This window comes from Flavobacterium sediminilitoris (assembly GCF_023008245.1).
GTDB lineage: Bacteria > Bacteroidota > Bacteroidia > Flavobacteriales > Flavobacteriaceae > Flavobacterium > Flavobacterium sediminilitoris.
The window spans coordinates 550727-575137 of sequence record NZ_CP090145.1 but is presented as its reverse complement, the minus strand read 5'-3'; the positions used below and the strand labels follow the sequence as shown (position 1 = coordinate 575137).

General features: G+C 30.7%; 21 protein-coding genes and 2 pseudogenes. 20 read left to right on the top strand and 3 right to left on the bottom strand.

The window, feature by feature from the left end:
* Positions 1 to 70: 70 nt before the first annotated feature.
* From folK to LXD69_RS02775, 13 genes and pseudogenes are all read left to right on the top strand, one after another.
* Positions 71 to 1210, top strand: a complete 1140-nt coding sequence (gene folK / locus LXD69_RS02835) for a 2-amino-4-hydroxy-6-hydroxymethyldihydropteridine diphosphokinase (RefSeq protein ID WP_246917400.1) — start codon at positions 71 to 73, stop codon at positions 1208 to 1210.
* A gap of 930 nt (positions 1211 to 2140) precedes the next feature.
* Positions 2141 to 3772 carry a T9SS type A sorting domain-containing protein gene (locus LXD69_RS02830; protein WP_246916920.1) on the top strand — a complete coding sequence of 544 codons (1632 nt, stop codon included), beginning with the start codon at positions 2141 to 2143 and terminating at the stop codon, positions 3770 to 3772.
* A 25-nt stretch (positions 3773 to 3797) separates the two neighbouring features.
* Positions 3798 to 7280 carry a hypothetical protein gene (locus tag LXD69_RS02825; protein ID WP_246917398.1) on the top strand — a complete coding sequence of 1161 codons (3483 nt, stop codon included), beginning with the start codon at positions 3798 to 3800 and terminating at the stop codon, positions 7278 to 7280.
* Positions 7281 to 7474: 194 nt separating this feature from the next.
* Entirely contained in the window at positions 7475 to 11005 is a 3531-nt protein-coding gene (locus tag LXD69_RS02820) for a DUF6443 domain-containing protein (RefSeq protein WP_246917395.1), read from the top strand.
* A gap of 4 nt (positions 11006 to 11009) precedes the next feature.
* A complete protein-coding gene (locus tag LXD69_RS02815; protein ID WP_246917393.1) occupies positions 11010 to 11468 on the top strand; it encodes a hypothetical protein in 459 nt (152 codons plus the stop codon).
* Positions 11469 to 11473: 5 nt separating this feature from the next.
* A pseudogene (locus LXD69_RS18075) lies at positions 11474 to 11661 on the top strand (RHS repeat-associated core domain-containing protein); the annotation flags it as partial.
* Positions 11662 to 12250: 589 nt separating this feature from the next.
* Entirely contained in the window at positions 12251 to 12754 is a 504-nt protein-coding gene (locus tag LXD69_RS02805; protein ID WP_246917387.1) for a hypothetical protein, read from the top strand.
* 129 nt (positions 12755 to 12883) lie between these two features.
* Positions 12884 to 13513, top strand: a pseudogene (locus tag LXD69_RS18100) (RHS repeat-associated core domain-containing protein); the annotation flags it as partial.
* Between the two features lie 650 nt (positions 13514 to 14163).
* Positions 14164 to 14478, top strand: a complete 315-nt coding sequence (locus LXD69_RS02795) for a hypothetical protein (protein WP_246917384.1) — start codon at positions 14164 to 14166, stop codon at positions 14476 to 14478.
* 316 nt (positions 14479 to 14794) lie between these two features.
* Positions 14795 to 16009 (top strand): RHS repeat domain-containing protein, encoded by a 1215-nt coding sequence (locus LXD69_RS18070; protein WP_394799734.1) that lies wholly within the window; start codon positions 14795 to 14797, stop codon positions 16007 to 16009.
* Complete coding sequence (locus LXD69_RS02785; RefSeq protein WP_246917381.1) at positions 15979 to 16554, top strand: hypothetical protein; 576 nt, start codon at positions 15979 to 15981, stop codon at positions 16552 to 16554. Before LXD69_RS18070 ends, LXD69_RS02785 begins: the two co-directional genes overlap by 31 nt.
* Before the next feature lie 568 nt (positions 16555 to 17122).
* The gene (locus tag LXD69_RS18045; RefSeq protein WP_317236310.1) at positions 17123 to 18145 is read left to right on the top strand and encodes an RHS repeat domain-containing protein; all 1023 of its coding nucleotides are present in this window, start codon (positions 17123 to 17125) and stop codon (positions 18143 to 18145) included.
* A 19-nt stretch (positions 18146 to 18164) separates the two neighbouring features.
* Positions 18165 to 18683, top strand: a complete 519-nt coding sequence (locus LXD69_RS02775; RefSeq protein ID WP_246917379.1) for a hypothetical protein — start codon at positions 18165 to 18167, stop codon at positions 18681 to 18683.
* A gap of 70 nt (positions 18684 to 18753) precedes the next feature.
* Here LXD69_RS02775 and LXD69_RS02770 read toward each other — a convergent pair whose 3' ends face one another.
* Both LXD69_RS02770 and LXD69_RS02765 read right to left on the bottom strand, forming a co-directional pair.
* Positions 18754 to 18909: a hypothetical protein gene (locus tag LXD69_RS02770; RefSeq protein WP_246917376.1), complete on the bottom strand. Its 156-nt coding sequence runs from the start codon at positions 18907 to 18909 to the stop codon at positions 18754 to 18756.
* On the bottom strand, positions 18909 to 19070 hold the full coding sequence (locus LXD69_RS02765; protein ID WP_246917373.1) for a hypothetical protein: 162 nt from the start codon (positions 19068 to 19070) through the stop codon (positions 18909 to 18911). Before LXD69_RS02765 ends, LXD69_RS02770 begins: the two co-directional genes overlap by 1 nt.
* A gap of 311 nt (positions 19071 to 19381) precedes the next feature.
* On the opposite strand from LXD69_RS02765, the gene LXD69_RS02760 reads away from it, so the two are divergent.
* The 6 genes from LXD69_RS02760 (at position 19382) to LXD69_RS02735 (ending at position 22868) form a co-directional block, all read left to right on the top strand.
* Entirely contained in the window at positions 19382 to 19885 is a 504-nt protein-coding gene (locus tag LXD69_RS02760) for an RHS repeat-associated core domain-containing protein (protein ID WP_246917370.1), read from the top strand.
* Positions 19886 to 19924: 39 nt separating this feature from the next.
* Complete coding sequence (locus tag LXD69_RS02755) at positions 19925 to 20137, top strand: hypothetical protein (RefSeq protein WP_246917369.1); 213 nt, start codon at positions 19925 to 19927, stop codon at positions 20135 to 20137.
* Positions 20138 to 20220: 83 nt separating this feature from the next.
* Positions 20221 to 20379 carry a hypothetical protein gene (locus LXD69_RS02750; RefSeq protein ID WP_246917366.1) on the top strand — a complete coding sequence of 53 codons (159 nt, stop codon included), beginning with the start codon at positions 20221 to 20223 and terminating at the stop codon, positions 20377 to 20379.
* 148 nt (positions 20380 to 20527) lie between these two features.
* Positions 20528 to 20992 carry a hypothetical protein gene (locus LXD69_RS02745; protein ID WP_246917363.1) on the top strand — a complete coding sequence of 155 codons (465 nt, stop codon included), beginning with the start codon at positions 20528 to 20530 and terminating at the stop codon, positions 20990 to 20992.
* Positions 20993 to 21346: 354 nt separating this feature from the next.
* A complete protein-coding gene (locus LXD69_RS02740) occupies positions 21347 to 21661 on the top strand; it encodes a hypothetical protein (protein WP_246917361.1) in 315 nt (104 codons plus the stop codon).
* 112 nt (positions 21662 to 21773) lie between these two features.
* Positions 21774 to 22868, top strand: coding sequence for a WD40/YVTN/BNR-like repeat-containing protein (locus tag LXD69_RS02735; RefSeq protein WP_246917358.1), 1095 nt, complete (start codon positions 21774 to 21776; stop codon positions 22866 to 22868).
* Positions 22869 to 22951: 83 nt separating this feature from the next.
* Here LXD69_RS02735 and LXD69_RS02730 read toward each other — a convergent pair whose 3' ends face one another.
* On the bottom strand, positions 22952 to 23479 hold the full coding sequence (locus tag LXD69_RS02730) for an RNA methyltransferase (RefSeq protein WP_246917355.1): 528 nt from the start codon (positions 23477 to 23479) through the stop codon (positions 22952 to 22954).
* Positions 23480 to 23590: 111 nt separating this feature from the next.
* Between LXD69_RS02730 and LXD69_RS02725 the strand changes: the two genes are divergently transcribed.
* Positions 23591 to 24397, top strand: a complete 807-nt coding sequence (locus LXD69_RS02725) for a tetratricopeptide repeat protein (protein ID WP_045972876.1) — start codon at positions 23591 to 23593, stop codon at positions 24395 to 24397.
* The last annotated feature ends 14 nt before the right edge of the window (positions 24398 to 24411 follow it).

Here is a 24411-nt window from a genome sequence, read left to right as displayed (position 1 = left end):
TGTTACATGTTCATAAAAAAAACTAAAAACCTAAATAAGAAAACTAAAAATGTTTGTTATTTTGCCAAAGATGAAAAAGCAACATCAAGTTATAGTTTCTATAGGAAGTAATCAAGGGAATCGACTAGATAACCTTATTGCTGCTATTTCTTTTATTCATAAAGAAGTAGCTACCGTTATTAAAGTTTCTAAAGTGTATGAAACGCCTTCTTGGGGCTTTGAAAGTGAATCTTTTTATAACGGTGCATTATTATTGCATTCGTTTAAGCCTGCACAAAAGATATTGACGCAATTACTTGCAATTGAAAAAAAAATGGGACGTGTGCGTTCTGGAGAAGAAGGGTATCAAGCTAGAATTATAGATTTAGATATCATAGCTTTTGATGAGGAGGTTATAGAAACAAAAACATTGCAAGTTCCTCATAGTCAAATGCAAAACAGGAAGTTTGTTTTGTTTCCAATGCATGATTTAAAATTAGATTGGATACATCCTGTTTTAAAAAAATCAGTAGCTGAATTAATTGAAGAAACATTAGATAATAGTAATTGTGAAATTGTAACAGAAATAGTTTCTCCAATTGATAAAATAGGATTAAAAAAGTATAATTACATTGCAATTGAAGGCAATATAGGAGCAGGAAAAACAACATTAGTAAATAAAATTGCAGAAGATTGTAATGCCAAGCTAGTCTTAGAACGTTTTGCAGATAATCCATTTTTACCTAAATTTTATAAAGATCAGAATAGATATGCTTTTCCTTTAGAAATGTCTTTTTTAGCAGATAGATATCAGCAATTAACAGATGATTTAGCGCAGTTTGATTTGTTTAAGGATTTTATTGTAGCAGATTATCATAATTTTAAATCGTTGATTTTTGCAAAAATTACACTTCAAGAAGATGAATATCGTTTGTATAAAAACATGTTTGAAATAATTCATAGAGAAACACCAAAACCTGATTTGTATGTTTATTTATATCAAAATACTGATCGTTTATTAGAAAATATAAAAAAAAGAGGGAGAAGCTATGAACAAGATATTCAAGCAGAATACTTAGAAAAAATTAATAGAGGATATTTAGATTATATTAAAACGCAGACTAATTTAAAAGTATTGGTTATTGATGTTTCTACTTTAGATTTTGTAAAAAAACAAGAAGACTATGTTTTTTTATTGGAAGAAATTCAGAAAAAAATAGAGAGTGATTGATTTGAGGAGAGTTATACACACAGACTTGTTAATCTTCTTAACAGTAAAATAGTAGCCTTTTTTTGTTGCAATACAATAGTCTCACATTTTATACTCTTGTGATAAAATATCTTTCATTTTTAACAAAAAACCGCAAAAGAAAATAAGCCATGGGGTACCACAACTACGACTTTGATAAGGGGTATATACGGGGTTGATAGGGTGTATATAGGGAGTATCACCGTCTTTGACTCGTTTTTGACTCGTCCTAAAATAACTATACAAATACAATTCCTTAATCTGTTTATTTTACTCTATACAACGATTCTTCATTTGGTTAATACAATTTGTTGTCTTTTTAAATACTATTACTCTTCCATACTGTTTCTATACACTATCCTCCCTTTATCCTAACCTTTAAGTAACCTTTAATATGGAGTAGTAAGTTTTTGACTCGTCCTAAAACAACTATACAGGTTATTAAATTAATCCTGTTTTAACTATACAAATATAGTTTTTAACCCTCCATTTACTCTTGTGATTTTTTTTTCACTTTCAAAATAAAATTACAAAAGTTGTAAACTTTTTTTCAAAACGAAAAAAAAATCACAACATAAAAACAACACGAAATTCTGGAATTTCGTGTACTACTTTAAAAAAATAATTCCTCATTGTGTTTTTCTAACTATTTTTAAGAAAAGAAAATACGCATCCCAACCTTTTTTACTTTTTGATACTCTATAAGAATAAGGTTATTAAAAAAAAGATAAAAAAAAGGCATGGTCTTTGTAACTTTTTTATACGATTAATCGTATAAAAAGTATAGAACAGTTAAAAAGTACGTATTTATACGTACAAAAAACATTGAAAAATACGTATTTATACGTATTGACCGGTGTCTTTTTAAAAACTAGCTTTGACTTTTACAATTTGCTAATTAACCATTCACTTATGCATATAAAATTAAAATTAGGTGTGCTGGCAATGACTATTGCCTCACCCTTAGTGTTTGCCCAAGACATTCTTTGGGAAAAATCTTACGGAGGAAAACATGCTGAATATCTGTATGATGCTATTGCAACGCCAGATTATGGCTTTATTTTAGCAGGAAGTTCTATTTCGGGAAAAAACGGGAACAAAGAGGATAAAAACAAGGGCGATTTGGATTATTGGCTTTGGAAAATGGATGAGCATGGGAATCTAGATTGGCAAAAAAGTTTTGGAGGTAATAAAGTGGATTTATTGCAGAGTATTGCTATTACTCATGATGGTGGCTTTATTTTAGGGGGTACTTCTGCTTCTGATAAAGGACTCGATAAGAAGGAAGTGTGCAAAGGACAAGAAGATTTTTGGGTTATAAAACTCAATGCTAAAGGACAAGAAATGTGGCAAAAAACCATAGGTGGTAATGGTATGGAGCGTCTTTTGAGTATTGCACCTACAAAAGATGGTGGTTATATCTTAGGAGGTACATCGAGTTCAGATAAATCGGGTAAAGATGAAAAGGGAGTTGATGATGTGTATGGTAAAAGTGAAGATAGTAGAGGGAATCTGGATTATTGGGTAGTGAAATTAGACAAAGATGGAAAAGTGCTTTGGCAAAAAACCTTAGGGGGTAAATATGTAGACGAACTAAAAAGTATTTCACAAACTACAGATGGTGGTTATATTTTGGGTGGTTATTCTAATTCTCCTATTTCAGGGGATAAAACCGAGAGCAACTTTGGACTAGGTGATTACTGGATTGTAAAACTAGATGAAGAAGGGACAATAGAATGGCAACGCACTCTGGGTGGCGATCAAGATGATCATTTATTTGCGCTATCTCAGACTACAGATGGTGGTTATATTGTGGGTGGTAATTCTAATTCTGGTGCTACTAATTCCAAATCAAAAACCAACAAAGAAGGCACTGATTTTTGGGTGTTAAAACTAGACAAAACAGGGAATATCGATTGGCAAGAAACCTACAATTATGGGAAGATTGATATTTTAACTTCTATTGTAGAAAATCCGGATGGAAGCTACTTAATAGGGGGTTATGCACAGAGTGAAGCACAAGTGAAAAGTCAAAAGTCAAAAGTGAAAAGCCTGCAATCGGACAAAGAAGGTATTAACGATTATATTGCATTAAAAATCAATGCAAAAGGGGAAGAAATCTGGACGCAAACCGTAGGAAGCAAGGGTGAAGAAGTGATGAAAAAACTACTTGAAACCCGAGATGGTGGTTATTTGTTAGCGGGTACATCAAAAGGTAGTGTTTCTAGAGATAAAAATTCGGTAAAAGGCGGCTATGATTTTTGGGTGGTAAAACTACGCGATAAAGAGCGAGAGGAAAAAGCACGAATCACGGTAGAAGCCATGCCAAATCCGGCTATACATTTTACCAATGTGATTGTCAACTTCGAATATAAAAAAGGAACTGCTACCCTGTATGATTTAAATGGAAGAAGCTTGCAAAGTATGGAAATTACAGGAGACAAAACCATTCCTATGGAGCTTAGCACTTTACCACAAGGGATTTACCTTATAGAAATTAGAACCAATACCCAACACGGCAGTGTGAAGGTGATTAAAAAATAAAGAATTGAAAACAAAACGATACACCATGAGAATAACAAAACTGCTAACTATTGTATTGATAAGTGCTTTAGGGTTTGGGCAAAACGATCCTAGTAATGTGAATTTTACGGATATTGTTCCTCCTGCACCTTCTGTTTCTGCCTTAATGAAATTAGAAGAAGTACCTGTTAATTATTATACAGGGACTCCTGATATTTCCATTCCGTTATATGGTGAGAAACTTCATGAAAGACTTGACTTAAATGTGGGTTTAAATTATAGTTCTACAGGCATTAAGGTTGACGATATTCCAGGATGGGCTGGAGCAGGATGGGCTTTAAACTTTGGAGGTTCTATATCAAGAACCATGATTGGTAGACCTGATGATGATATGAATGGTATTTTTAATAATGGTTTTTTTACTTATGAGAGTATGGGAGATGAAGAAAAGCAAATTTTTCTTTGGAATGCTAATCGATTTCGGAAAGATACTGAGTATGACTTATTTCAATACAATTTTATGGGGAGAACGGGTCGGTTTTATCTTCATAAAGATCCTCTTACGGGGCAAATTAGACCTTATGATTTAGATGGAAATGCGAGTCATAAAATTATTTTAAATATAGATACTATCAATAATAAAGTTATTGATTTCACAATCATTGACCAATATGGTTATCAGTATCTTTTTAATGCTAAAGATTATACAACATCTATTTCACAACCTCAAGCCTTAGAACCATACGATCAATATGTTTCTGCTTGGCATTTAACAGCAGTTAAGAGTTCTTCAAATGATATTTTATGTCAATTTTATTATGATACTGCTATTGAAAACAGTATAACACCAACCAATGTGACGTATAATAATTTAATTAGCGAATACACGGGCATTATAGATGCTAATACAGGTTCAACACCTTCTTATCTTCCTGCTACTGTTTTTTCTTTTTCTACAACAACAATGGAATCTTCTGTTATAAATAGGATAGAAACAAAAAAAAGTAAAATTTATTTTGAAAGAGAAGCTAGAGTTCAAGGTTCTTCTTCATTTCAAAATGCCTATGTAGGGCATAAACTTAAAAGAATAATTATAAAAGATTTATTGGATAATGAAATAAAAAGATATGATTTTTTAATTAATACAAGTGTGTCTGAAAAAATATTTTTAGAGAAAATAATAACGCGTTTTCCAAATGAAACCGACACACATGATTATCTGTTAAGTTATTATAACCAAGGTAATTTACCAAAATTCAACTCTAAGGATAAAGATTTTTGGGGCTATTACAATAACTCTAATAACACCACTTTAAACCCTTTTTTGGGAGCTAATCGAAATGTAAACAAACAAGCCATAAAAACGGGTGTTTTAACTAGTATCAAATATCCAACTGGTGGGTCTAAGGTCTTTGATTTTGAGCCTAATACTTATAGTTATGTGGGAAGTGATCTATTAGACCCAAATAATGCAGATGATATTCCTGAAAACTTAACATATACTTTTAAAAGTTGGAACATTGCTTCTACACAAGTCAATAACAATAATAAAATAGTTTATTTTGAAGGAAATCAAATGATTGCCACTACTTTTAAGGCAGTTTCTTTTAATTCTTCTTTTCGGGATGATATTAAAGGGTATAAATTACTTGTTATCCCTGTTACTCCTAATTCTTATATTGATCCTAATGGAGGAATTACTGAATTTGACCCTAATTCTTTTTCAGATGATGATCTTACAGCAACTAACGCTAGGATTTCATACGCCATAAACATTGAAGATTGTGGCAATGTGCAGACTATAAATGAATGTTTAAAAAATCTTGTTTTAACAGGATGGTATAATTTTAAATTAGTGCAAGACAATCAACTGGCTATGTTTCCTGTAACCTATAGTGTATTTTTTAACTATAAGAGATTATCAGGAACTAATAAAAGTACGCTAGGTGGTGGTTTAAGAATAAAAAAGATACAGTTTTCTGAAGACAATAAAAATTATATAGAAACCTTATATAGTTATAATTTAGCTAGTGACGCTTCTCTTTCTAGTGGCTCTCAATTACAAAAACCAAAGAAAGAACCTTATATCATTACAAGAGATTTAAAATATTATATCCCTAGCAATGGAGGAACAACTCTCGGTGTTGTATTTGATGCAACTACTTATCTTGTTTATGACAATCAAAGTAGTTTAACAATTGCTTCTGACAAAGGGGCTTATGTGGGATATAAAAATGTTAAGGCAGAAAAAGTAATCACAACTTATACTACAAATCGGGTTGGAGATTTAATTGAATTACACACTCCTATTTTAGGAAAAGAAGAATATGTTTTTACTTCTCCTATTGATTTTCCGGATTACCCTAGTAACACTCCATGGGTTTACCCTTTTGCAACAAAGCCTTCTTTTGATTATAAAAGAGGCCTTCTTTTAGAGTCTAGAGTCTATGATAATTCCGATACATTACTTCAAAAGGAAATCAATGTTTACAATTATTATGATACTGCCATAAATTTAGGCTTTTCTTTAAAGGAAAGAGCAAGTTTTGATTGTCCGTTTGTTTCAGAATATACGAGTTATTCTGCTTTTAAAGCATTTCTGCTTAGAATGTATTATGAATTAAACAATAGACAAGTTCCAGGACAGCAAATTTGGGATAACTATTTTAATCAAGGTGATGTGCTTACTGGAGGTAATGGTTGGATTTTATGTGCAAAAGCAACTCGATACTTAGAATCAATCCCTAATATTCAAATTGTTGGACGAGCAGAATTAGTACAAAAAGAATCTATTCGTTATTTTAAAGAGAATGGTACTAGTACTACTCCTTTTGTTTCTCAAAATAGTTTTTTCACATACAACGCTATTAATAAAGAGATTAAAAGTCAGTCTACTACCAACTCAAACAATCAAACAATCGAGACAAAGTATTCATACGCACATGAAATGGGGAACCAAGCTTTAATTGATAAAAACATGATTGCTATTCCATTAAAAACAGAAGTAAAAAGAAGCGGAATTGCCCTTTCTTCTCAAGAAACCCAATACAAAGACTGGGGCAATGGCTTATTAGCGCCTGAAATTATAAAAACAGCCAAAGGAGCAGCCACAGCGGAAGACAGAATAAAATACAATGCACTGGACAATACTACAGGTAATCCACTAGAAGTGCAGCAAGAAGGCGGACAACCCATCACCTATATTTGGGGCTATAATAAAACGTTACCTATTGCTAAAATAGAAAATGCCACCTATGCCCAAGTGCAACCATATGAAGCTAATTTGCAAACCCTTTCTAATGGAACAGATGAAGCGAGTTTGATAACGGCTTTGAATAATTTGAGAGTTGTTTTACCCAATGCGATGATAACCACCTATACACACAAACCACTTATAGGTGTAAGTACTATGACTGATCCTAAAGGGAATTTTGTACGATATCATTATGATCCTTTTAACCGATTGGAATTTGTAACGGACAAAGATGATAAGGTAGTAAGCGAAAACAAGTATCATTATAAGAATTAGAAAACTTTATAATTGACCAATATGGGTGTAATTAAATAATGCTATTTACATGCTCAATATTTTTCTTTCTTGGAACGATAACAGAAAAGAGAAATGGTTGAAAAATGAGGTAAAAAAAGTAAAATAAACCACCCCGCCCGATGGGCACCCCTCCACAGGAGGGGAATGTAAAAAAAAGGAAACAACTATTAGTTATGAAAAAAATAATATACCTATTAACCCTAATTCCCTTTCTTGCTTTAGGACAAAGTCCTGATCAAAACTGGGTAAAAACCATTACGTACAAACAACCCACTACAACTCCGATTCCAGATCCTGATGTAAGTGTTGCCAATGTACAAGTGAGTTATTTTGATGGACTGGGAAGACCTATTCAACAAGTAGCCCACCAACAATCCAACTCTGGAAAGGACATTATAACCCATATAGAATATGATGAATTTGGCAGACAAACCAAAGAATATCTGCCTTTTCCGAATCAAACAGCCTCATTAAATTATGTAAATAGTACTACCACACTAACGGAATTAAATACTTTTTATAGTACTTATAATGGTGGTACTACAAATCCATATAGCGAAAAAGAACTAGAAGCTTCTCCACTAAACCGAGTGTTCAAACAAGCTGCTCCAGGTGATCCTTGGGCAATGGGACAAGGCAAAGAAATAAAATTGGAATACGATACCAATCTAGCAAACGATGTACGTTCCTATCAGGCCAATGCGACATGGAATGCTGCTTTAGGCTTATACACCATTAGTATTCAAGACTTAGGCTATTATGCCCCAGCACAATTATATGTTACTATTACCAAAGATGAAAACTGGACTTCAGGAAAAAACAACACCACCGAAGAATACAAGGACAAAGAAGGACAAGTGGTATTAAAACGTACTTTTAACAATAACACACCACACGAAACCTACTATATTTATGATCAATTTGGCAACCTTACTTACGTGATTCCACCATTAGCAGAAGGCATTGCCAGTCAGGCTAATTTGGATAATTTAGGGTATCAATACAAATACGACCATCGCAACCGATTAGTAGAAAAGAAATTACCCGGTAAACAATGGGAATTTATTATTTATGACAAACTAGATCGACCTGTAGCTACCGGACCTGCTTTTGCTCCTTTTAGTGGAGACCCAAATATAGGTTGGATGATTACTAAATATGACTTATTCAGTAGAGTTGCTTATACAGGTTGGTATAGTGCTACTTATCCTAATTCGAATGGAAGAAAGCAAATGCAAGATCTATACAACAATCAGTCTACCATTAGTGAGTCCAAGGGAAATGAAACCATAAATTATGTTTCTACAGGATACACGAATACCACTTTCCCTACAACTGGATTCTACTTGTTAACGGTTAATTATTATGATGATTATGCTTATCCAAATGCTCCAAATCCTGTGCCAACGCAAGTGGAGGGCCAGACTATTGCTAGCAATGTAAAAGGATTGCCAACAGGTTCGTGGACAAGAGTTTTAACTAGTGGAGGAGAATTTAAAGGGGAAACCAGCTACACCTTATACGATGATCGTTATCGACCGGTACGTGTTTATACATCTAACCATTTAGGTGGATTTACACAAGTAGATTCTAAACTGGATTGGGCTGGAAAAACCGAATATACCGTTACCACTCATAAATACGACACTAATGCTACAGTACTAACGGTTACCGATCGTTTTAGCTATTCCCCACAAGATCGTTTAACCCAACACAAACAGCAAATAAACAGTCTGCAAGAACAGCTTATTGCCCAAAATACCTATGATGAACTAGGACAACTCATCAGTAAAAAAGTAGGTGGCACCAATGTAAGCCCAAGCGCTACAGGACTCCAAAAAGTAGATTATACCTACAACGTGAGAGGTTGGCTGAAAAGCATTAATGATGTTAATGATATTACCACTGAAAACGATTTGTTTGCTTTTAAAATCAATTACAATGATCCTGAAAATGCCACTGCTTTATTCAATGGTAATATTTCAGAGACTTTTTGGAAAACAGGTAATGATAATATTGCCCGAAAATACAGCTATGATTATGACCATCTAAATCGTTTAATCAATGCTACGTATAAAAAAGGAATAGCTTCACTAAACTCCTATGGAGAATCTCAAACTTACGACAAAAACGGAAACATACAATCTCTACAACGCTTTGGAGAGTTTGACGATGTAGATTATACCTTGCAAATTGACGATTTAGCATATACTTATCATACAGAAAACAAAAACCAACTCTTAAAAGTATTTGATTCTACAAACAATCCTAGAGGCTTTAAAGACGATGGTAATGGTATTGCAGATCCTACTGATGATTACACCTACGATGCTAATGGAAATATGACAAAAGATGATAATAAAGGCATCACAAATATTATCTATAACCATTTAAACTTACCTGTTAAAATTCAATTTGACAACGGAAATAAAATTGATTATATTTACAATGCAACAGGCATTAAAGTAGAAAAGAAAATCACAAAAAACAATACTTTGGCAAATCAAACAACCTATTTACAAGGCGGTTTTCAATATGTAGGCACTTCGTTACAGATGTTTCCACATGCTGAAGGCTATGTAAGTGTTGTGGAAATAAACGGAGCCAACAGATACAACTATGTATTTAATTACACCGACCATTTAGGAAATATTCGTTTAAGTTATAGCACAGATCCAAGCACAAAAGCATTAGAAATACTAGAAGAAAATAATTACTACCCATTTGGTTTAAAACATGCTAATTATAATATGAGTAGAAAAGCATATTACAAAAGTGGTGGAGATCTTGTCTTAGAAGAACCTTGCCCGAGTTGTCCTATTGATTTTAAGTATAATTATAAGTATAATGGCAAAGAACTGCAAAGTGAATTAGGGCTTAACATGTATGACTATGGAGCAAGGAATTATGACCCTGCTTTAGGGCGTTGGATGAATATTGATCCGTTGGCGGAGAATAGTAGAAGATGGACACCATATAACTACGCTTATAACAATCCTATGTATTTTGTAGACCCTGATGGAATGCAAGCTGAAGCTACTGATCCAGTAAAGAAGATCATATCTTTACAAAAAACTGGAAATGTAAATCCTATACAGGTAAATTATAATAGTAAATGTTTATTGTGTGGAACTTCTCAAAAAACAATAACTCCTACATCGCAAAATTCAGGAACAGGAAAGATAACAGAAATTTCAAAAATGAAAGAAGCTGAACGTGGTTTTATATATGATGTGATGACTGGAGGAGGCACTCCAGAGTTTACTCTTTCTGTTACTTCAACAGAAATATCTGTGAACTCTCAGTACTTTGATTCTTCAGGAAACAAGGTTGATAACATTAGTGATGCTTCTAGTCTTACCACAACTACGAATACTACAGTTACAACAGTGAATGTTGGAATAGGCAAAGTGGCTGATGAAGCATCTGTAACAAAGTCTTCAACAACTTCTACATATAAAGTATCTAGAAAACCCAACTCAGAACTTCGACGAGGATATAGTTTATCAGACGGAAAAACTATGTCAACAAAACCAACAATTTCTACTGCGAAAACATCAAGTACTAGTTCTACACTTCAAAATGTTGCAAAACAAGAAGCAAAGCAAAATTTTGTACAAGGAGCGGAATCTGTTGTTGATGAGTTTAAAAAAATACCAGGATCTATGGATAGAAATTTTCATGAATCATTGAAAAAATTATAATTAAATGAAAGCAAATCAAATAATTAAAATCATTATTGTCTTATTAATAGTTTATTGTGTGCTGGCAATTGTTCGTTCAAGCAATTTATTATATATTGCGTATACAGATGATTACTTTTATAATTTTAAATTTGAGCCGAGTTTACTTATTCAAAAATATCCTATTTACATTAATGCTAACTATACTTATACTTATATAATTGGGATTATTCTTTCAATTTCTTTTAAATGGTTACTTGATGTAGATTGGAAAGCATTTGTTATAGCAATAATTTTGGGCTTAACTTGTTTTAGATTACTTGATTCGAGTATTCGTCCTCTCTTTGGTCTTTTTCAAAATATTCGGTTGAATATTATATTCCATTTAGTAACTTTTATTGTGTTATTATTTCTAATGTTATTTCTATTCAAACGAATTAAATTTCTAATGTTCCAAAATGAAAATGATAAGCAAATTTCTTAGAGCTCTATAAATATAACGGGAAAGAACTGCAAACGGAATTGGGATTGAATCTATACGATTATGGTGCAAGGAATTATGATGCAGCTTTAGGTGATGGATGAATATTGACCCACTGGCGGAAAATAGTAGAAGGTGGACACCTTATAATTACGCTTACAATAATCCGATGTATTTTATAGATCCTGATGGAATGCAAGCGGATGATTGGAGAAATAAAAATGGAGAATTAGTTTATGATACTAAAAAACAAGAGTATACAAAAAATGCAACTGCACAAGATAAGAAATTTGGTGATGCGTTGAGAAATTCAGGAGATGAAGGACAAAAACAATTTGATGCACTAACTCAATCAGAAGCTAAAATAAAGGTTGATTTTATAGAAGGAAAATCTACAATGACAGGGATGTTAGGATTTACAAATATAACAGAATCAGGAACTGATAGTGATGGTAATTTTATTGTTAAAGAGGCAACAATTGATATTTATTTAGGTTCTATTAAAGAATTTCATAAAGCAATTATGGAAAGTGATAATCCTACAGAAGAATTTTCAGCGACTGCAAAACAAGAAGAAAGTATTAATATTATTAAAAACAATAATTTGACTCCTTTTGATATGGCTGTTGGTACTTTAGGTCATGAGATTGGACATACAAATAATAAGAATGCTGAAATGATGGAGCAAGAGAAAAAAGGGAAGAGTTTTGGAAAATATGGTTCTGAATTTTTACCACAAATAATTGATAATAGAATATTAAACGATATTGCAAAAAAGAAATGATATGAAAAATATAATTATTTATATGCTGTTTTTTTCTTTCATGTCTTGTAAAAGTCAAAATACAGAGAAATTAACATTTGATTCGATAAAATATGATTTAATAAATTTTTTAGTTTCTAAAAATGAACTTGATAATACTAGAGCAAACAAATTGAAAAATGGAAAAGATAAATTTAATTTGTCAGGGTTATTTAATAATAGAAAAGAAGGAGACTTAATTAATGGAATATATAGTTTTTCTGTGTTTAGCTCTCATTCTAGAGGATACTTCATTATTGTTGAAAATAATACTTTTACAATATTAGATATTTCTACAAGAGTAGGATTAGATAAAGCAATTAAGGATGTTTTAGATTTTTCTGAAAGAAGTAAATATTGTGTTTCTATATCAAATGAAATTATTACTAGATTAATTACGGTTTATTATAATAAAAATAAAAATCCTTTAGCTGGATTTGACCTTAATTGTGAAAAAGGAGTTTTAAATACAGATGATTTACCTTGAAAATTGGATTTAGTTTAAACAAATAAAGGCGATTCCTAACCCGTCTCACCAAACCTCTAATCCGTTTTAAGCATTTATAAGCCCATATAACGGTAATGTTTCAAAGGTTAGTGATGATTTTACTTATAAAAAATAGTTATAGGCACCAATACTATTACCTATATTTACAATGCAACAGGACAAAAAGTAAGCAAAATAGTGAATGAAGCAACCAACATAACCCAAACCAATTATTTAGCAGGAGGTTTTCAATACAAAAACAATGTATTGCAATTTTTTCCGCATGCTGAGGGCTATGTAAAACATGAAGCAAACAATTACAGCTATGTTTTTAATTATACTGACCATTTAGGAAACGTAAGAGTCAGTTATTCAGATATAGATAAAAATGGTAGTTTAGGGGGTGAATTAAATGTTGAAAGTTGTGAAACTCATTATGACAGAAATGGTAATCCATATACTATTTGCAATACTTATTTTACAGACTCAATACTAGAAGAAAATCAGTATTATCCTTTTGGACTGAAACATACTGGATACAATGAAGGAACAAATCAACCAAATTACCAGTATAAATATAACGGCAAAGAACTGCAAACAGAGCTAGGACTGAACATGTATGATTACGGAGCTAGAAATTACGATGCTGCTTTGGGTAGATGGATGAATGTTGATCCATTAGCGGAGAATTCAAGAAGATATAGTCCATATAATTATTCGCTTAATAATCCTGTTTATTTTATTGATCCTGATGGAATGGATATAATTGCTTTTTTTCAAAAAGATAGTGATGGTAATCATATTGGTAAATCAGAATATGAAAATATAATAAATGAAGGTTTAGGTGGTCAATTTAAAGCTAAATTAACTGAAAATCCAAACGGCTCTTTTACTGTTACTTTAGAAGCAACAGAAGAAGGAGGAGATATATCAAAATTGTCCACTGAAGAAAATAATTTTTATAATAGTATAAATAATGTTGCTAATGACAGTGAGAATTTAGTTATACAAAAAATTGTTAAAAATGATGAGACTGTTGATATTGGATCTTTTGTTACAAATAAAATTGATGTGGGAGATATTGCAAAGTTTAACGGGATATCAGATAAAAATCATACTGGCTCTACTCAACAAGGGTTGTTTGCTCATGAGACAGATGAACAATATCGATTTAATAAAATTCCTAATAGTCAAAATATGGATAAATATGAAAAATATTTTAACTTTGATAATCCACATGCGGGTTCAATTATTACTGAAAATGGTGTTAACGGTAATGAGAGGTTGCCAGGAGAATATATTAAAGGAATTAACTACATTAAATCATTTAAGGAAAAGAATGGTACTACCACTTTAGAAAAGATAACAACTAAAACGAATAACATGATTATAAATAAAGAATCAAAATAATGAAAAAGTTAATTTATTTTATTATCTTATTGTTTTTAAGTTGTAAATCAAAAGATTGTATTAAAAAAGATAACTCTTTGGTAATTGAATTTAATAATAATTTAGATATTGTAAAAAGAATTCATGATAGAAATCCAAACGATTCAATTACTATTGATTCATATAAAAATGCGATTAAATATTTATATCAAAAAACTAACATAATGTCCAAATCTGATTATAGTTCTACAATAGGGTATCTTGATGATAATGATTATAATAATGATATGAAATTATGGAAAAAGTGGTTGAAAGAAAATTCGTGTTTACAGTAGTGAACCCCAGCTCATCGAGGGTTATTCAATACTGGGTAATGTGTCAAAGATTAGGTAATGTTTCAAAGTTAGTGATACCTGTTTTTTATAATTGTTAATCCATTGATAAACAAAGTTTAATTAAAGAAAAGTATAGAAAAGGAACGCAATATTGCGTTCCTTTTTCTGTTATATAAGCCCTTAAAACGAAGAAAATGATAAAAAAGTCGACCTCGTGTATCAGAATTAGTGATGGCTTTTTTGTATTAAAAATATTTTTTAAAAGTATACTATTACCTATATTTACAATGCAACAGGACAAAAAGTAAGCAAAATAGTGAATGAAGCAACCAACATAACCCAAACCAATTATTTAGCAGGAGGTTTTCAATACAAAAATAATGTGTTGCAATTTTTTCCGCATGCTGAGGGCTATGTAAAACATGAAGCAAACAATTACAGCTATGTTTTTAATTATACTGACCATTTAGGAAACGTAAGAGTCAGTTATTCAGATATAGATAAAAATGGTAGTTTAGGGGATGAATTACAATACTATTGTAAGCCTAGAGTACCTTCAAATTGTATAGAGTATTTTACAAGCTCAATATTAGAGGAAAATCATTATTATCCTTTTGGACTGAAGCATTCAGGATATAATATGAATAATTCTCAACCTAATTACCAGTATAAATATAATGGCAAGGAACTGCAAACTGAGTTGGGGCTTGACCTTTACGATTATGGAGCTCGAAATTACGACCCTGCTTTAGGTAGATGGATGAATATTGATCCGCTGGCGGAGAATAGTAGAAGATGGACACCATATAACTACGCTTATAACAATCCTATGTATTTTGTTGACCCTGATGGAATGCAAGCAGAACATGATTATAAATATGGTACAGATGGTCAAATAACTTTAGCAAAAAAGACAGAAGATAAAACAGATAGATTAATAGCTGAAAATGGAGATGTTATTGCTGATAATATTGATAAGAGAATTTTGAAAGATGGCATTAACATTGCTCAAGACGGTTTAAGGATAGATGGACTACATAAGAAATATGAAAGAAATTTTAATGATAAAGTTGGGGAATTATTAACAAACATTTCTTTATATGAACAGAAAGAAATTGCTTGGGGATTCTTTGGTGAAAAGAAAGGTAACAATGCTTTTATTGTTATTTTAGGATATGGTAACAATAATTCTCATAATTCAGACGGACCAATTAGTGAACATGGAGGTATTGAAAATTCATTGTTAATATCTAATCATACACATCCATCCTTTTGGGATAAAAATATTGGAGGTAGTTACATTGGAGAAAGTAATGGTTTTCCAACTCCAAGTGAACCAGATTGGAGCTCTTCTTACAATGCTAACACTAATTATGTATGGGGAAGAAGTGGAGTATCAGAATTTGGGATAAATAATGGTAAAAGAGAATTTAAATTAGTTAGAGATTACGCTAAAGAAGGTGGTACAAAAGATATTAATTACGTTAAAAAAATACTAGGATGGAAAAAACCTTTTACTATGCCAAAATAGTTATTTTATTTTTTATAATAACTAGCTGTGAAAATAGAAACTCAAATCTTATTAATGCTAAAAAGTACACTACAAGTATTAAATCAATATCAGATAGTTTAAATAAGTTGAAAACTTATAATCTTGATTTACTAATTTGTAGTTATTCTGAAGATTCAATTTATGGCAAATTATTATTTGAATCTCCTAATAAGCCATATTCTATTGGTACAGCTTATTATGATTATGAGAGAGTTAATAATATTGACATTCTCTTTATTGATTATTCAGAGGTTAAAAATTTAACAAAAACTGAGAATGATAAATTATATAATAAAGAAAAAATTGGCGATAATTATTATAAAATTGAACATTTAGTTAAAAGTGGTAAAATAACTTTTGGTAAAAAATTTACAAATTATCCTTTTCTTAAATTTATATTTTGTAAAGAAAATATTAGTAATGTAAATTGTTTGGATAACATTATGGAATCTAAAGCCTATTATGAAGCTTATGAATCAAATATAGAATATGAAGAAAAAATATTCTATCCAAATTGTAATTAAATTGATGTTTTTCTTGATTAACGACACAAAGTTAAAGGTGATTCCTAACTGTTTCGCCTCAATCCACAAACCCATTACAAAGCCCATAAACCTCACTAAATAGGTAATGTTCCAAAGTTAGTAATACCATTTTATAGTTGCTAATCCATTGAGAAACAAAGCTTAATTAAAGAAAAACATAAAAAAGGAACGCAATATTGCGTTCCTTTTTCTGTTATATAAGCCCTTAAAACGAAGAAAATGATAAAAAAGTCGTCCTCGTGTATCAGAATTAGTGATAGCTTTTTTACTTATAAAAATAGTTGTAGGCACCAATACTATTACCTATATTTACAATGCAACAGGACAAAAAGTAAGCAAAAAAGTGAATGAAGCAACCAACATAACCCAAACCAATTATTTAGCAGGAGGTTTTCAATACCAAAACAATGTTTGCAGTTTTTTCCACATTCTGAGGGTTATGTAAAATATAATTAAGGAGATTATAGCTATGTGTTTAATTATACTGATCATTTAGGAAACGTAAGAGTCAGTTATTCAGATATAGATAAAAATGGCAGTTTAGGGAATGAATTACAATACTATTGTAAGCCTAGAGTACCTTCATTGTATAGAGTATTTTACAGACTCAATACTAGAAGAAAATCAGTATTATCCTTTTGGACTGAAACATACTGGATACAATGAAGGAACAAATCAACCAAATTACCAGTATAAATACAACAGTAAAGAACTACAGGCAGAGTTAGGGTTGAATATGTATGATTACGGAGCTAGGAATTATGATGCTGCTTTAGGTAGGTGGATGAATATTGATCCGCTGGCGGAACAAATGAGAAGGCACTCACCATATAACTACGCTTTTAATAATCCAATATCTTTTATAGACCCTGATGGTATGGCTCCAGATGGTATTTTTATTGATGAAGATGGAAATAATATTGGTAATGATGGTAAAGAAGATAATAAGGTTTATGTTATAAAAACTAAAAGCAGTCGCTTTGATTCTGGTGCACCATCTGCTGGTATAACTAAGAAGCAGAGAAATGAAACTATAGATTTTATTAAAAATAATTCAGGTAATACAGAGGCATTTGAATCTAATAATATTGCCTATGAAAATAGTGTAGAGATTGAAGGAAGTACAGAGAATAGACAAACTATGGTAGATATTGTTAATCAAGATGATGGTAGTGGTGGTACAAAACCAGAAAACAATAGAGAATATGGTGGTGTAATTAAACTTGATGGAACAGTTGAACAAGCAACACCAGGACCTGTCACAGACCCTTTAACAAGTACACAAGCAAGTATAACTTTGTCGGGTTATAAAACTGAATCCACATTTCATTCACATCCGAGTGGAACAAATTCTACAGGAGGTAATAATAATAGTTTTGCAGGTTCTTCATCAACAATTGGAGGTAGTTCATCTAACGGGTACTTTAGAAAAGCTCCTTCAAATGCGGGAGGAGATATAGCAAATAGCGATAGTAAAGTTAATTATGTTTTTGCGAGAAGTAATGGTACTGTATATATATATATAATAATACAGGAGTTATTGCAACAGTTCCTCAAAAATATTTTGTAACGCCTAAAAAATAAATAAAATGAAATTTAAAATTTTAATATTGTTTTTGGGTATAAATCTTAGTTTGTTTTCTCAAAATAATACCGATAACTATAAAACAATGCTAGATTCTGCTGTTGTAATTAAACTAAATGAAGTTTATAAACATTATAATGAAGAATTAAAAAAAGATATAAAAACAGAAAATTGGAAGAGTTACATCTCTGAATATAAAAACAGATTGGAAAATATTTATTTAATAGATAACAATCATAACCCTTTTCATTTAGACAAATATAAACCCGTCACAAATAATTTCAAAGAAATTAATCTGTACGAAAAGAAGAATAAAAAAATATTAAAAAAAGGTATTAATGCTTGGAAGGTTTCTTCAACTTTAAGTAAAAATCAGTTAAGTATTTTTATAATAGATTTTATTATAACCTATAGTGATGGTAAATATAATTTCTCTAATGGTGGAGGTTCAACTATCATATTTAAGTATGATTGCAATAAAATGAACTGGGAATTAATAAATAATACTACAGTAGGTATTTAGGGAATTGAAAATAATTTTTGAAACAACAAAACCACTCAATCGAGTGGTTTTGTTGTTTTATAAGAGTTGTTTACTCTTTTTCTTTTTGATATTGTTTATAAAAACTAAAACCAACAACAGCAATACCAAACACAGCAAAAACCACAAGTAGTGCTACTGTAGGATTATCACCTGAAGGGATTTTAATTGTTGTAGGGTCAACAAGAGGAATAATAATAGTAAACATTATTTATAAGCTTGTTTAGTTTTATAATCTCTAATATTTAAATCCAAAAAACGAATAATCATAGCTTTATCTTCTTCGTTCATATCTTGAATAACTTCAAATTTTTTAAATAACTCTTTGTCTTTAATTAGAGCCATATCATCCCACGCTGGCGCAAGCATCTTGCTTGTGCCCACAAAGTAAATAAAGCAAAACCACTCTGTAAAAAGGGGTAATGTTTCAAAGTTAGTGATACCTGTTTTTATAATTGCTAATACAATGATATACAAAGCTTAATTGAAGAAAGCATAGAAAAGGAACGCAATATTGCGTTCCTTTTCCTGTTATATAAAGCCTTAAAAACGAAGAAGATGGTAAAAAAGTCGACCTCGTGTATCAGAATTAGTGATGGCTTTTTTGTATTAAAAATATTTTTTAAAAGTATACTATTACCTATATTTACAATGCAACAGGACAAAAAGTAAGCAAAATAGTGAATGAAGCAACTAACGTAACCCAAACCAATTATTTAGCAGGAGGCTTTCAATACAAAAACAATGTATTACAATTTTTTCCACATGCTGAGGGCTATGTAAAATATGAAGTAAACAATTACAGCTATGTTTTTAATTATACTGATCATTTAGGAAACGTAAGAGTCAGTTATTCAGATATAGATAAAAATGGTAGTTTAGGAAATGAATTACAATACTATTGTAAGCCTAGAGTACCTTCAAATTGTATAGAGTATTTTACAAGCTCAATATTAGAGGAAAATCATTATTATCCTTTTGGACTAAAACATGAAACGCATAATAGTTCTAATGCTTATCAATATAAGTTCAATGGGATTGAGCTTCAAGATGAATTAGGACTTAACATGTCTATGGATATGCGTCAATATGATCCAGCAATTGTAAGATGGGTAGTGCAAGATCCTGTAGTGCATTTTGATTATTCTCCATATAATACTCTTGATAATAATCCTATATATTAGAAAGACCCTAGTGGGGCTAATTTTGAAATGCCAAGTTGGATGAAAGATTTATGGGATGCCTCAGGTAGTGGAACTACACATTGGACAAATACCGAGAAGGGTACTTTTTCAAATGGTATAGATGAAATTTATGAAAATGGAGATCCTAAAAAGAATAAATCATCAATTAAGAGCAATGGACATGTATTGAATTTTTTAACAAAGAAAAGGATTCTAAATTATGGGATATTGCCAATAGTGATAAAACCATAAAGAAAAGAACACTCATTTTATATGCCCATGGAGGAGCAGATAATATATTAGGTCCAAATGGGACTATTAGGAGTTCTGAAGAATTGAGTAAATTATTGGAAGCATTGTCTCCTCAATGGAAAGATTTTATTGAAAATGGAGGTGATTTTACTTTAATTTTAAAAGCATGTAATACTGGAAGAGTTAGAAAAAATGAGCGAATTAATTTTGCTAGAAATTTATCTGATGATATAGAAGGGTAACTGTAATAGCCCCAAATGGGCTTTATATCGTAAGAGGGTTTTTAGGAATAAATTGGGAAGGAGGAATTGATAGTGAAGGAGATGATGATGTGTGGAATGTTTACAATAACGATGAATTGATTAATACAATAAAAAACTATGATTAAATATGAAAATTAAAATATTATTATTAACATTAATTATTTTAATTTCCTGTGAAGATAAGGAAATTATAAGAAAAGAAGAGCTTGTAAATTATAAGAATGAAATAATCTTAACAGGTAATGTTTATACATATTCTAAGCTAAGTCTTTTCTTTGAAAAAGAAAAAAATTATGAATCAATTCTACCATATTCTTTAATAATGGCATATAAATATAATAATGCAGATGCTTATTTTGATATTTATAGAATAACTATTAAATTAAATAATGATGGTGTCTTTGATTACAAAGCTATTACCAAAATTGATCCAAAAACCTCAAAATTTGCTATTGATCATCTAAAAATAAGTGTTGATTTAGGAGATATAACAGCTAAAAAATACTTTGCTAAATATCATGAAGAAGGTATTTTTTTGAAAAAAAATTTAGAATTGGCAAAAAGAATAAATGAAGAAATAAAAATTAGGTAAAGCTGTCGGTAATGTTTCAGATTTAGTAATACAACTTTTATTGGAGATTAATGATTTGATAATCAATAAAAAAATAGAAATAGGTATTAAAGAGGAACGCAATATTGCGTTCCTTTTCCTGTTATATAAAGCCTTAAAATGATAAAAACTAAGATCTTGTGTGTTAAAGATTACTATGATTTAAGCAAGGTAAATTTCATTTTTTTTTAAAAGATTTTTCATATAATTTCCCTTGTTTTACACAAGCACATATTCTGTGAACCAATTTATTTCTCACTAACATTTTGTTTTTTCCTTCTGCAACTCTTTTTAAGAAATACTCTCTAATTTCAGGGACATTTTTACAGGCTGATATTGCACTCATGTGTAACCCAACACAAACAACAAATAAACAGTCTGCCAGAACAGCTTATTATCCAAAATACCTATGAAGAACTAGGACAATTGATCAGTAAAAAAGTAGGTGGAATCAATGTAAGCCCAAGTGCTACAGGACTACAAAAAGTACATTATACCTATAACATGAGAGGTTGGCTGAAAAGCATTAATGACATTACCACTGAGGACGATTTATTTGCTTTTAAATTAGTTATAATGATCCAACAAAAGCTCTATTCAATGGGAATATTTCAGAGACTTTTTGGAAAACAAACAGTGATAATACTTTAAGAAAATATGAATATTCTTATGATGTATAAATCAAATTGCTTTATTAAAATAATAATTTATTTTTGTAAGAATAAACCAATATTTCTTGAACTAATAAAATAAGATAAATAAAATGAATAAAAAAACGATTCTACAGTTAGTATTAATTCCTTTACTATTTGGTGCATGCTCGTCAGATAACAGTATTGAAACAGATAATGGAGATACAGATGGAGGGACATCAACAAGTATCGTAGGGGCTACAATAGCTACCAATACAAATAAGGAATTAAACGCTGTATATTTTGCTAATGAAACAGTAGGCTATATTGTAGGAGGAGACGTAACATTAAATGCTGCAAATGACACGGCAATTATATTGAAAACCACAGATGGAGGTGTAACATGGAATTCAATATATTCTGATACAGGATTTTACGCAATTAGTGTGTATGCAGCGTCACCTACAGTTGCTTATGTTACAACAACGGCTAATTTTATTTTAAAAACAATTGATGGGGGAACTACTTGGGAAAGAATAGAAATTGCGACAGATGATTTTTTTATGTCTCATATTAATTTTTCAAATACTAATACAGGATATATTGTTGGGTCTAAAAATGCAAATGGAGTATTATATAAAACAATTGATGCAGGAAATACTTGGGTTGATGCAACAGAAAGCGATACTGTTTTAAGCGGTCTTTTAATAGATAACCAACTTACAAGTATTGAATTTTCATCTACAAATACTATTTTGATATCAGGTGGTTTGTGGAATAATGGTACGATTCTTAGAAGTACAGATGCAGGAGATACTTGGAATAAAAATACTATTTCAGGGAATATTAAAACTACTGATGTAAATATTGTGGGAAGTTTGGGATTTTTAGTGGGAAATAATGGGGTAATTAATGGCAGTTCAGAACTAGGAGAGTTATATAAAACTATAGATAATGGAGAAACTTGGAATTTAGTGGATACAGATTTTAATAATCGTATATCAAGACTTAGTTATAAAGGCGAAGCAATTTGTATTGTAGGAAGAAATAAAGCAAATGATTTAAGTAACCCAGAATTCTTAATGCTTTCTAAAGATAATGGAAATACATGGAGTCGTGTAGAACACGATTTTGTAGTAGCGGGATGGAATGATGTAACTTTTATTTCTGAAACAAAAATAATAGCAGTAGGTTATAACGGTCGTTCGGTTTTAATAGAGTTATAAATAAAGTTTTAACAGTAACTTCTTAAAAAAACCTCTTTTAATTTTTTTAAAAGAGGTTTTTTTAAGTTCAAACTATTTTAATCTTATTGCAATTTCTGAAACAAATCCCAAATAACAATTCCAGCACTAACCGAAATATTCAAAGAATGTTTGCTGCCCACTTGTGGAATTTCAATCACTCCATTGCTTTCGTTAATGGCTTCTTGCGAAACACCTTTCACTTCATTACCAAAAATTAAAGCATATTTTTCATTATTTGCTACAGTAAAATCATTAAGCATTACTGCTTTTTCTGTTTGCTCAATAGAATAGATTTTTACTTTTTCTTCTTTCAACTTAGTAATAACCTCTAAAACATCTTTAGCATATTCCCAAGTTACCGTTTCAGTGGCTCCAAGTGCTGTTTTGTGAATTTCTTTGTTAGGAGGAATAGCAGTAATACCACACAAATAGATTTTTTCAATTAAAAAAGCGTCAGAAGTCCTAAAAACGGAACCAATATTATGTAAACTTCTAATATCGTCTAAAACAACAATAATAGGTGTTTTTTTAGCTTCTTTAAATTCTTCTATGTTCTTTCTGTCTAATTCTGCGTTGGCTAACTTTCTCATGGTGCAAAGATATTTTTTTGATTTTAAGTTTTAAAATTTTAAATAACAATTATTAACAAGTCAATAACAGAAATAAGAAAAGGAGTTTTCTATATTGCTCAAAAATAAATTATGAAAAAATTTCTAACACTATTTTTTTTCTTATATGGTATAATAATTTCTTTTTCGCAAACGGACTCAATTCAATCTAAAAAAGAGCAACAACAAGCAATTATTGATGAGTATTATGCTAATTGCGCTACGAAATACAATTATTATTATCAAATGGCACAATGGCAAGAATGCCTAGATGCTGGCTTGGAAAAAGATTCTACAATTGCTTATTTATGGCAACAAAAAGCAATGCCTTTATTTAAAACCAGAAAGTATGAAGCAGGAATGGTGTTTTTGGATAAAGCAGTAAAGCTAGACGAAGAAAAATGGTTAGATTATAGAGGATTCATCAAATGTATTTTTGCAAAAACGTATAAAGAAGCAATTCTAGATTTTGAAAGATGTAAAATAATGAGAGGAAATAGCTATGTGATGGATCATACTTACGATTTTCATATTGCGTTAAGCTATTTGCAATTGAATGAGTTTGAAAAAGCAGCAACTATCTTTAAAGCTGATATAGAAGATCAGATTTCAAAATACAAAGCAGCACATTATTTAGATTTGTTTTATTATGGTATAACGCTTTATGAACAAAAAAAATGGAATGAAGCCATTTCAATTTTTGATAAATCATTAGAGCAATATCCTGAGTTTTCAGATGTGAAGTTTTACAAAGGAATCTGTTTGGCACAATTAGGAAGAAAAGAAGAATCTAAACTTGTTTTTGAAGAATCGGAAAATGATTTTATAAACGGATACACCATAAATGAAGATCAAATTTTTTATGAAACTTATCCGTATCAAGTAAAACGAAAAGAATAAATAAGAATAGCTAT